Annotated in this window: 8 protein-coding genes; 4 read left to right on the top strand and 4 right to left on the bottom strand. The window is 44.7% G+C overall.

Annotation, left to right across the window (positions count from 1 at the left end):
* Positions 1-264 precede the first annotated feature (264 nt).
* Positions 265-1,584 carry a hypothetical protein gene (locus QGG23_08170; GenBank protein MDP6049391.1) on the bottom strand — a complete coding sequence of 440 codons (1,320 nt, stop codon included), beginning with the start codon at positions 1,582-1,584 and terminating at the stop codon, positions 265-267.
* 412 nt (positions 1,585-1,996) lie between these two features.
* Complete coding sequence (locus QGG23_08165; protein ID MDP6049390.1) at positions 1,997-2,494, bottom strand: hypothetical protein; 498 nt, start codon at positions 2,492-2,494, stop codon at positions 1,997-1,999.
* Positions 2,495-2,676: 182 nt separating this feature from the next.
* Between QGG23_08165 and QGG23_08160 the strand changes: the two genes are divergently transcribed.
* Together QGG23_08160 and QGG23_08155 are read left to right on the top strand one after the other, a co-directional pair.
* Complete coding sequence (locus QGG23_08160; protein MDP6049389.1) at positions 2,677-3,810, top strand: aminotransferase class V-fold PLP-dependent enzyme; 1,134 nt, start codon at positions 2,677-2,679, stop codon at positions 3,808-3,810.
* Positions 3,811-4,044: 234 nt separating this feature from the next.
* Complete coding sequence (locus QGG23_08155; protein ID MDP6049388.1) at positions 4,045-5,310, top strand: amidohydrolase family protein; 1,266 nt, start codon at positions 4,045-4,047, stop codon at positions 5,308-5,310.
* Positions 5,311-6,091: 781 nt separating this feature from the next.
* On the opposite strand, the gene QGG23_08150 is transcribed toward QGG23_08155, so the two are convergent.
* Both QGG23_08150 and QGG23_08145 read right to left on the bottom strand, forming a co-directional pair.
* The gene (locus tag QGG23_08150) at positions 6,092-6,994 is read right to left on the bottom strand and encodes an RraA family protein (GenBank protein MDP6049387.1); all 903 of its coding nucleotides are present in this window, start codon (positions 6,992-6,994) and stop codon (positions 6,092-6,094) included.
* A gap of 245 nt (positions 6,995-7,239) precedes the next feature.
* A complete protein-coding gene (locus QGG23_08145; protein MDP6049386.1) occupies positions 7,240-8,352 on the bottom strand; it encodes a mannonate dehydratase in 1,113 nt (370 codons plus the stop codon).
* Between the two features lie 270 nt (positions 8,353-8,622).
* Between QGG23_08145 and QGG23_08140 the strand changes: the two genes are divergently transcribed.
* Together QGG23_08140 and QGG23_08135 are read left to right on the top strand one after the other, a co-directional pair.
* Positions 8,623-9,381 carry a glucose 1-dehydrogenase gene (locus QGG23_08140; GenBank protein ID MDP6049385.1) on the top strand — a complete coding sequence of 253 codons (759 nt, stop codon included), beginning with the start codon at positions 8,623-8,625 and terminating at the stop codon, positions 9,379-9,381.
* Positions 9,382-9,573: 192 nt separating this feature from the next.
* Entirely contained in the window at positions 9,574-10,740 is a 1,167-nt protein-coding gene (locus QGG23_08135) for a pyridoxal phosphate-dependent aminotransferase (protein ID MDP6049384.1), read from the top strand.
* The last annotated feature ends 390 nt before the right edge of the window (positions 10,741-11,130 follow it).

Here is an 11,130-nt window from a genome sequence, read left to right as displayed (position 1 = left end):
ATTAGAATCCATTTACGAGGGTTTAGTTCGTCTATCTGATTCCCAGCTAGAAGATCGGGGTATGTCGCTAGGAGAGTTTGGAGCATGTCTTCTAAATCATATTCCTGTTGGTTCATCTCAACTAGCGTGCCATCTTTCTGTAGCACAAAAACTCCCGAACTCATCTTCAACATAAATAGAGAAGATAAAGTATATTGTACTTTCTGATTCAAGCGCGCTTGTGATAAACGCTATATTCTCTCAACACATTTAGCAGTGGCTTTCTCAGGCTTCTATAGATTGAAGCTTGTACAAAAGTTCGGGAATATCTGTACCTACATACAACTCATCAAAAATAGCGGGATAACGCATTTCCACACGGTCAACAAATCTCGAAGGCACAATCATTACAAGATAATAATCAGTTCCAAAAAGCTGTCTAAATGATCGCATTTTACTCGTGAATCGGATTTCCGATGGATCAGGTTTGTCACTATATGCTTGTACACAAATATTCCGTCCACCAATATTGAGAACACGCTCTTCGGGTAATCCCCAAATTCCATGAGGCTCAAGCAACACCGTTCTTCCCTTGATTTTACAATCGGGTAACACGAAATCAGGGCGATACGTTATACCCCCAGGCAAGTGAAATCTTAGAGATTCATACTGGAACATCAGCCTCGTCTTTTCAAGCTCCGCTCTCAGACTCTCTTCAAATTTGCTCATCTCACGGGAGACAATATCGAATGTAACGGGAAGATTCCCTGTTTGCTCATGCAACTTGTTGAAGAACTCAAGATACCTCCGGAGTAGGTCAAGGCTCAGATTCTTTCCTCGTATCCACCGGCCAAGATAATAAAAAGGATAAGCGAAAACCCCGGGATCATCAGGAACCAAATCCCTACAAAACACAGTCAGATTTTCACGAACCTCCTCCCGTCGCAACACGTCCATCCGCCAATCCAACCCATCATAGGGGCAGAGCCCTAAGCAACGAGCAACATCACTCGTATACGACGTCAAAGGGAGCTTCAGATCACCTAAGGAAAAATGACTGAATAATCCCAAATCCGGATAAGGACGAGAACACCAGAGAATATACAACCAAGCCTTCTCGACATGAATTCCATTCATACGCATTACTTTTCCCGATATGTCGTCTACAACCTCTTGTGGCAAAGAAAAATGACGTACATAATCGAGAAAGTTTCCCATTCCACTATCCCTAACATACTCATTAACAGACACTAGGACCTCAGGAATATGGGCTCGTTCCGGGCCTAATTCATTGACAAATGGATAAGTCTCAAGAATCTCCTGGAAAACATCTGGATCAACTATAGAATAAAGGGTGTCCATACACACTTTATTATAATGAATCATTAACGCCCGCGCATTCTCAGCGCGCCCAATAAGATCTGTTTCAGTAATGGATGAAACCAATAGAAAATAATGGGCAATATGTTCCCGAATTTCAGGAGCTATATTGAAAGGATTGAACAACAATTTCTCGGATAATCGTGGGTCCCACTCTAGATTCACTGCTTTTGAGTTAGAACTGATGAAATTCAGAAGAAGTTCAGAAACGTTCTCGAAAGACATCTAAACGTTTTATGCTTGTTCTTAACTTAATCTTTAGGATTAGCCATGTCCGCGCGCGTTTTCCCTCATTGAGAGGGGTAAGTGGAGAAGAACTTGAAGTGATGCGGATGAATAAAGTTGTTCAACGAGGGGCCTTTGAGAAGAATCTCTTTTTAGTTAACACAAGTGAAGATGAATAAGATCATTTCTCATATGTGCAAGATTGAGGCTTTCACCGATCCATAAATACTGTAACGCCTATAAAACGGAATAAAAAAGGAAATTGTGGTAAAAAATTGGTCCTTATCGGTAAACCATAGATAAAACGAATTTTTGAATGTGTAAATCAAGTCCCTGAAACAGCAATATTGGCTGCCTTAACTGGGGGAATCCCCCCGGGCCCGCCTATTTTAAACGCCAGATAAAGTGTGTGTTAAGGATCCGCCGCGCGTCTTCCATAAATTTTGGTCAAGATTTCATGAGTAGCTTGTCTGTTAGGCTTGAATATAGTTAACATAGCGCCCAGACTGTTTTTTGCATTAGGGCTTAGATCATCTCTCGAGACTGTATTATCCCATTTAACACGCCTAATGTTTGGCATATCTTCCAACAGTTTGGGTGTATGTTCATAATCGCCAGTTATTTTACCAACAACATATTTGCGTGATGATGAATCATAGGTTATCACATAATCATCTACTTTAACATCAAAAAGAAACTTTGAAACTTGATTAGAATGCCTACGGATTTGTGCTTCACTACCTCCGTAAAGCGTGATTGCACGTGCATGATTCAATATTTCTTCAGCATCTAAGAACTTACTTAAATTACCTAATTCAATGAAACCAATAGCAACAAAGTTTTTTTCGATGAACTCATTAAAAAAACGGGATTTTCTCCCAGCACGGATCATCCACAATATTTCTGCCAATTCGTCATCGCCTAAACAATTTTTTCGTTTGTTAAGAAGCTTTAGGCACAATTAATTATGTGCTATGATTTCATAAGAGTTCATTTAAAAAATCGAGCCCGCTTCAAGTTTTATTAATCCTAATTTTTCCTATATCATTTTTTAAATCGAGAGGTTGCCCTTTTTCTAAGAGTTTAATTACATTGAACATCGATTGGATAAGAGCTGATTTTCCGGGTCTTCAAGAATGGACATACCTGGACAACGCCTTCATTGGCCTTTACCCTAAGCAGGTGCGGGAGGGATATGAAGAGTTCCTTGATCAATGGATGAGCTTCAACCCAGAGGGGACTAAGACCATCCTCGAGAACTGGCTTGATAAAGCTAATCATGTTAGGGGAATGATAGCAGATTTCGTTGGAGCGGAGACAAATGAGATCGCCTTCACTACCTGTACTGGCTCCGGTCTAAACATTGTGATTAACGGGATGAAGTGGGAAAAGGGGAATAACGTAGTCTTCCCTGAACACGAACACAACCCCTTGGACACCATGACCTTGCGAAGATATGGCGTGGAGTCTAGACCTGTAAAGGTAACAAAGGGGCAGATATCACTTAATGACCTAGAGAAAGCCATAGACAACAATACGAAGATTGTCCAAGTCAGCCAGGTCTCATATGTAAATGGATTCAGGTTGGACCTCAAAAAGGTCTCGGACATCGCGCACGATCACGGCGCGAAGGTTTTGGTAGACTCTACACAGGCTCTAGGCGCGCTTTCTACAGACGTAAAAGCAGAGAGAGTTGACTACGTCTCTGCAGCCCCTTACAAATATATGATGGGTCCAGCTGGACTTGCGTTCCTCTACGTCAGCTCGGAGCATCTTGATGCTTTGGAGCCTGACAGGATCGGTTGGAAAAATCAGCTTTGGGAGGGGGACTACGCCGAGGAGCAACTGGATGGTTCAACTGCCGAGAAATTTGAGTATGGAACAATCAACTTCCAGGGAGTTTATGGCCTCGAAAGGTCGCTGGAGTACATTAACAACCTTGGGATTGAAAATATTGAGAAGAGAATCATAACTCTCACGGATTACCTCTGGTCTAGGCTATCCGAGCTCGGGAGAAAGATGTACACTCTATCTGGGAACAAATCCCCCATCGTGAGCTTTTATCAGAACAACCCTATTGAAGTTGCTGCCAAATTGATGCTTGACAAGGTGAAGGTGACGGGAAGGAAGGCCCATGGGGGCCACGTCAGGGTCTCGTCCCATTTTTATAACACCCGCGAGGATATCGATTGTTTTATTGACAAGATATCTAAATTTCCCCCCTAACCCCATAAATCACCATTTTAGAGGTTTCTCACCTCTCCTTTTTTCTCGTTTCCCTCAATCTCCAAGCTATTAACTTAGTTTCTTGAAAACGGTAGTTTACCATGGACATGGCTTTACTAGAGTTAATGGGGCCACGGCTTTTCAGCCATGGAGAGATTGAGAGTTCGACGGAGCAAAGGAGGACACGTCATTTTATTATAGATTTATACCCCGATCATATTGAGGTAGTAAAAAATGGAAGGGAAAACTTACTATTTAAAAAATTTTAATCTTATCGACGGAACAGGTTCTGAGCCAAAAGCAAATGCTGAGATATTAATTAAAAATAACTGGATAGAAGACATTGGTGAGAGAGGATCTATTGATGTGCCTTCCAATGTGAAGACTTTTGACCTTGAAGAAAAAACCTTGATGCCCGGCTTAAACGATGCCCATTTGCATCTTCACGGTAGCCGCGATGGTGATCCCCGTTCGTCCAGATTCCTTCCCTCATGGGAAGCTCGTAGAGCAATAAGAGCTGCTGAGGACGCGAAGGCGTTGATAAATGCGGGATACACTTCTTGCAGGGATGCCGGTGGAAGAGTCGCGTTAGGATTGAGAGATGCAATTAATGAAGGCACAATCCCAGGACCTAGGATTCTTGCGGCGGGAAGACCTATAAACTCGACCTACGGGCACATCGGCAGGAATCCCCTTCCTCCAAGCTTCTTCGCTCCTGATACATACGCAGACGGCGTAGAAGAGTGCATCAAGGCCGTCCGGACCCGCCTCAGGGAGGGCTCAGATTTCATAAAGATCAGTACAGGCCTTTGGGGAGAGAGTAAGACCTACCTCGAGGGCGGCTGTATCCCATCATATACTGTCAAAGAAATAAAGGCGATGAACTACGAGGCGGAAAGCATGGGGTTCTTTGTCATGACTCATGCAAATGGCTACGCGGGGATCATGAATGCATTAGAAGCAGGGGTCTTTAGCATTGAGCATGGTGGGAACCACACTGATGAGAAAAAGGACAAAGAGATGTTCCGCACCATAATTAAAAACAACGCTATCTGGGCCCCAACAACCGCGATCATTTGGAAACCATACGAGTACGCTAAAAAGGCCTTTGGATGGAGTGAGGCGGATATTAAAACCTGGAACGAGAACCTTTTCCAATCTCTCCGAACAGCAAATGAGATGGGCGTCAGAATTGCCTCCAGCACAGATTACAGTGGTTCGGGAAGCATCGGGGGACAAGCTATGGGTACGGCCAACTCCTTTAACTTGGAACTGCTGGTCAGAGCAGGCCTTCCCCCTATGGATGTGATTGTTGCCGCCACGAAGAGAGGAGCTGAAGCAATGCGCATGGAGGAGGACCTAGGCACTCTAGAGAAAGGAAAGTGGGCTGATATGATAGTCATAGACGGGGATCCGATCGGTGATATCAAGATACTTCAGGAACTGGAGAACATAAAACTGGTAATAAAAAACGGAGAGATCGCTGTAAATAGATTATAACTTGGTTTTTCTTTTGTTAATGTCAGATTTTTTTCAATAGTTTCAGAGTGTTCAACTCGAGAATTTTTCATTATATCCCAATCACCATAGATGTTCTTGTCCGATCCACAAGGAATATTGATAAAGTCCTAAGGATTCTCCATATTTTGCGCTCCTAGATAACTAGGGCAGTTCACAGAGGGCTATTTCAGGCAGATTTTCGGTTTGACCCCTGAGACGCTTCAGCCTGGGAAGAGAAAAAAGTTCAGGGCCTATGATGGCCCGAATAACATCTTTAACTTGTTTTATGAGGTGTTAAAGTGTAGGGTTCACCGGGCGGTCGTGAAGGCTAAGCTTGAGCCTTAACTTGGTTTTATTCACTCTCTTCAATATGGTAAGCCTGGTTTGATCTATGACCTTCAGGAACTGTACCGATATCTCATGGATTACTGTGATAGGGATCTGTCAGGGCTTGAAGGAGCGGGATGATTTCTAATAATTGAAGGTTGATATTCCTTTAATTAGACACGGTAGGGAGCAGAGAATCTAGACATTAATCAACGAGGAAGGATTGTTGCTGGCAAAATATCTGAGAGATGATAAGAAAGAATGGACTCATAGAATCGTAGTCGTATAACCCGCATAGGTTTTTCCTAGTATGTCACAAGTTTATGCGAATGCATTATAGGGCAATATATAGTTTAAATAGTAAGTTATCATTTACACCTGACGAAATTTCAGGATTGCTTAAAGATTCTATAGAAGAATATGAAGGTAATCTTGGGATGTTTTAATACTATATTTAGCTGCGCGCGCGGCGTCTGATCATATCTTGTTGCGCTTCTGGTAACGTTTCTATCACTTGCTGCAACCAGGTATGGAAATCCTGCGTAATTTCCTCTGTCCAGGTAGAGTCGATCTGCCCAGCAGTATAAATTTCCGCTTTAAGCCGTTCAAACCCAAACTTATCTCTTAACTGTATCATTTCCGCGCTTTCAACCACTTCCTGAGCCAGATGAGCGGGAATAAACATAACCCCTTCCCGCAACCCAAGAACCACATCACCGGCCATGACAGCTGCCCGCCCGATGACGATAGGTGAATTATAACCAATGATCATAGTTTGATAGTAGGCATTCGAAGTAGAGGGATCCCAATTCCGGTTAAAAACGATAAAGTTTTGCAATTCCAGAACCCCGGCCAGGTCGCGAGTCCCACCCCACACTATACATCCTGTCCCGGTTTTCTTGTAGATCATATTAGCTAAATTATCGCCAATGAACCCGCCACCGATTTGTTTATCTTGCAAATCCGCCACCAAAACATCATTCTGTACCAACTGATCCATCACCCAATGTTTATCCCGTCCTTCAAGGCCCCTCCCTTGCGCTTCCGCGACTACAACATCGGCCACATCTGGTCGGTAAGGGATAAAATTACAAGTTACTGCCCGACCAACCAAAACTGGATTTTGGTGTGTGACCACCCATTTCCCTTGGAACTGACAATGGTAACCATGCTCTCTGAGAACGGTCCAAGCCTGCTCACAGGTCACACTTTTCATGCGTTCCAAAATAGCATCAGATACTTTCGGGCGACCATCTGAAAAACGCTCACCTTTATACTGCTGGGTATAGCGCAACATCTGCGCTTGTGTCAAAACAAATGGGAAAGGCAGTGGCCCTGGGAACTTGGTATTAGTCATTGACATTGAATCCTTCCCTCTAAAAAATTGTATTTAAAGATTTGTCGAAAAAACACATTATCTTTATGATTTCCCTACTCTCCGCGCGAATATACCAGACTTTCCCTAATAAGTCCCAAAAAATCCCTAAAATAGTGTAAATTCTTGCGCATGCGCTGTTTGAACGCCCAGACTTAGATAACCCTTTTCAAAATTTCGCCTTATAAAATATAGAACATATTCTTTTCCGCTCGCATGATTTGTTTTTAGGATTCCTGATTAGCCGTATGAATGAGCGCTTTGATATAGCCAAATGCAAAAGCATACGCTTGTAATCGACTGCTTGAGTCCTCGTGAAACGGGACATGATCCGGCATCACCATTCCAGAATACCCAACATCTCTCAAAGATCTTATAACCTGAAGAAAATCCAGATCTCCATTATCCGGATAAACTTCCATGAAACGACCAAATCCCCCTTGGATATTTCTTAGATGAACACTGAAAATTTGATTTCTCTCACCAACCCATTTAATGATAGGGCGAATTTCGGTTTTAGGATCACTCAGACCTTCTGATATAGAACCAACACAAAACAGGAAGCCATGAGATTTGCTGTTATAAAGTTGAGCGAAGTGTTTGATGCCCTCAAAAACATCCGGACTGTTCCATCTCGTAATACCTCTATAACCTATAGGCGTTGGTGGATCTGCGATATGGTTTCCTAATTTCACCCCATATGCTTCGGCAACCGGGAGCAATCTATCGAGAAGATAAGTAATGCGATCGTATATTTCGTCAATAGAAACATCACCTGCAATTGTTTTAGTGCAGTCTCTTCTTCGAGCTTTCTCATAATTCCAGGTGTTATAGGAGGCATTACCCCTTAGTTGATCTTTGGTTTTACCGGTCCTTTCAATGGGAAGGATAACGGTATTATATGTGCACAAATGAACACCTGATTCCCCTGCGACCCGAATCATTTGTTGAAGCATTTCGATTTCCCTGTCACGTTCAGGACTTTTTCCAAGCATAATGTGGCGGAATGGATCAGTTTCAATTCCTCTTTCACCAGATAATCCATACGAGCTCAGTGGCAGATGATACGCCTCTAGGTTTATCCCATATTTTTCGCAAGCTTCTTTCTTGGCTAAGGAATCCTCTAGATCCCATCCTACCCCTGGAATTGTTTTTGGTGCTCCTCCGTCGACATGAAAGACTCCATGCCGAGCCCAGAATTCAAGGTTTTTCAAGGTTATACCGCCTTGTTGACTACCGACTTTCATCTGAACTCTTTCGGGAGGTCTTTCTGATGATATATCAGATTGAGAATTACTTGTTTTTTTTGCTGTGGTGCTTGTGGTTTCTTTTCTCTTCATTTTTCCTTCTCCTACGTTAAATATGGTATGTGTTTCGTGTTTTTGTGTATTTAGAGAGAGTGAGCGAGAGAAAGAGAAGGTTTGGGTGTGTGTAGGGGGGGGTTAAAATAAAATCTCCAAACCCAAACACACTGAAACACCTGATGAAGCGGCAAGGGGGAACTAGAAGACGCTAAACCCGGAGGTTCTTCGGAATCCTCAATAACAGAATAATTATGGTCTAGGAAAAAATTAATATTTTTAATAATGTTTGTTTAAAAAGGTATTTTTATGCGGATGGAAGGAAAAGTAGCCATAATTAGCGGAGGGGCACGTGGGCTAGGTGAAGCCCAAGCTCTATTGTTCGCCAAAGAAGGAGTAAAAGTTGTCATCGGGGATATGTTAGAAAACGAAGCCATGAAGGTTGTTACAGAAATCAACGACAGAGGTGGCGAAGCTCTTTTCATAAAATTGGATGTTACCTGCGAGGAAGATTGGCGAACGATTATAGATGCTACAATTGAACAGTTTGGTAAGCTTAATGTATTGGTAAATAACGCAGGCATTGGTGGCGACGGAAGACTCAGCATCGAAGAGGTGAGTGAAGAAATGTGGGACGATGTGATGGCTGTTAACGCCAAAGGTGTTTTTTTCGGTACCAAACTGGCCATACCCGAGATGCTAAAAACTGGTGGCGGTTCAATCATTAATATCTCATCGCAAATAGGAATAGTAGGTAGCGATACCAGCGACCTTGCCTACCAGGCATCAAAGGGTGCGGTGCACATATTTACCAAGGCTGTGGCGTTGCGATATGCTACAAAAGGTATTCGCGTCAATTCCGTGCATCCAGGCCCTGTACAGACGCCGATGTTAGCGGAAGGTTTTATCGACGAGCAGCGTCGAAGGAAAGTGCTCTCCAGGATACCCATGGGTCGGGTAGGGAAACCAGAAGAAGTAGCCTATGGTGTCCTGTTCTTAGCATCGGACGAGGCATCATTTGTAACGGGTACCGAATTGGTGATCGATGGAGGTTATTTGGCCCAATAGCGCCCGCGAAACAACCCCCACACGCACCCCGGCAACCATGTTGAGCCTATAAACCTGAATATCCAACTGTCCCTTTCGCATTTACACACTATTGAAAAACACTCAAGAGATTTACACAATTACAAAGAACAATGAAAGGCCCTGATATATTATAAAGACCAACACATCAGAAATAAGCTCAGTCGTGATAACATGAGCAGCCCCTTCGACAAACCCACGATAGAGAGCAGAATCTCCGTCCGCGGAGCCAAGTGGCACAGAGACTCCCCGGATATAATCCCCCTGTGGTTGGCCGACCCCGACTATCCATTATGCCCCGAACTCAAAGATGAGATGAGGAAGGTGATAGAGGAGGAGTACACGATCTACGGCTCGGACCTGGATGCCCGCAGCGCCATCTCGGAGAAGCTGAAACGGGTCAATAAACTGGATATCCCCGAGGATCAGGTTATGATGAGCCAGGGAGTTACCCCCATCATGTGGCTCGCCGTCCAGATGGCTTGCAGGCCCGGAGACGAGGTCATAGTAACCGACCCGATGTACTCTCCCTTCTTAAACGCCGTGAACGTCAACAACGCCCGCCCGGTGTACTGGAAGCTGGATCTAGAGGAGGGCTATAAGTTCGACATTGAGCGTCTCAAAGCATGCGTAACTCCCAGGACCCGGCTCATCTTCGTCTGTAACCCCCACAACCCCACTGGACGGGCCATGACCAAGGAGGAGCTGAAGGGCATCGCCGAGGTGGCTGTAGACAACAATCTCTGCATAATGGTGGACGAGCTCTGGGAGGACATCAGGTACGATGGCAAGAAGCATTACAGCCTCGCTGCGCTAGATGAAGAGGCTGCGGCAATGACTATGACTAGCTGGGGCTTCAGCAAGACTTGGAGCATCCCGGGCTTCCAGGCCGGGTACATGGGCTGCACCAACAAGGTGATGTTCGAAGGCTTGCAGAAGATGGCGAGAGGGGTGCTCAGGGGCACCAACAATCTCACCAAGGGCATAGCTCCCCTCATCTGCAGCGGAGAGATCGACCACTGGGTCAAGAGTATGAACGCGTATCTTGCTGAGGTCAGGGACTTGGTGGAGAAGAGACTGACCGAGATGGGGGACTTCACCATTCCCAAGTTGGAGGCCACCTACCTGATGTTCCCGCGGTTCAACTACGGGCTCAGTAGCGATGAGCTCAACAAGGTGCTCATGGAGGACGCCAAGGTGAGTCTGAACAAGGGAAGCCATTTCGGTCCAGGTTGCGATGGCCACATGAGGATTCTCACGGCCACCAGCAAGGGCATCATGAACGAGGCCCTGGATCGCATCGAGGATGTCATTCCCAAGCTCGAAAAGATGAGGGAGTAACCCCATCCCACACCCTTTTTCTGTCACGCGGATACGATCTCTGCGAGCGGAAACCAGCTAGTACACAAAAAGATAAATCCACACTTTGTAAATCGGATCGATGGCCATGCTCGTTGTAGTTGGCGCGTGCGATAATTACAGATGGGTCATATTAGTTTAGATTACAAAAACCGCTTACATCAATCCGCCCAGGAATCCCCTGTTCGCGCAAGGGTGTCAGTACAGTATCTCTGTGTGGAGGGTTCACAGGGCGGTTGTGAGGGTTAAGCTTGAGCCTTATCTGGGTTTTCTTCACTCCGTTCAGTATGGTAAGCCGGGTTTGGTCTGTGACCTTCAAGAGCTGTACAGGTATCTCATGGATGACTTTGCGGTAGGGTTCTCACAGGGATT

This window comes from Candidatus Bathyarchaeota archaeon (assembly GCA_030739585.1).
GTDB lineage: Archaea > Thermoproteota > Bathyarchaeia > TCS64 > TCS64.
The sequence above is the reverse complement of the archived record's forward strand: the minus strand, read 5'-3'. Positions and strand labels throughout refer to the sequence as shown.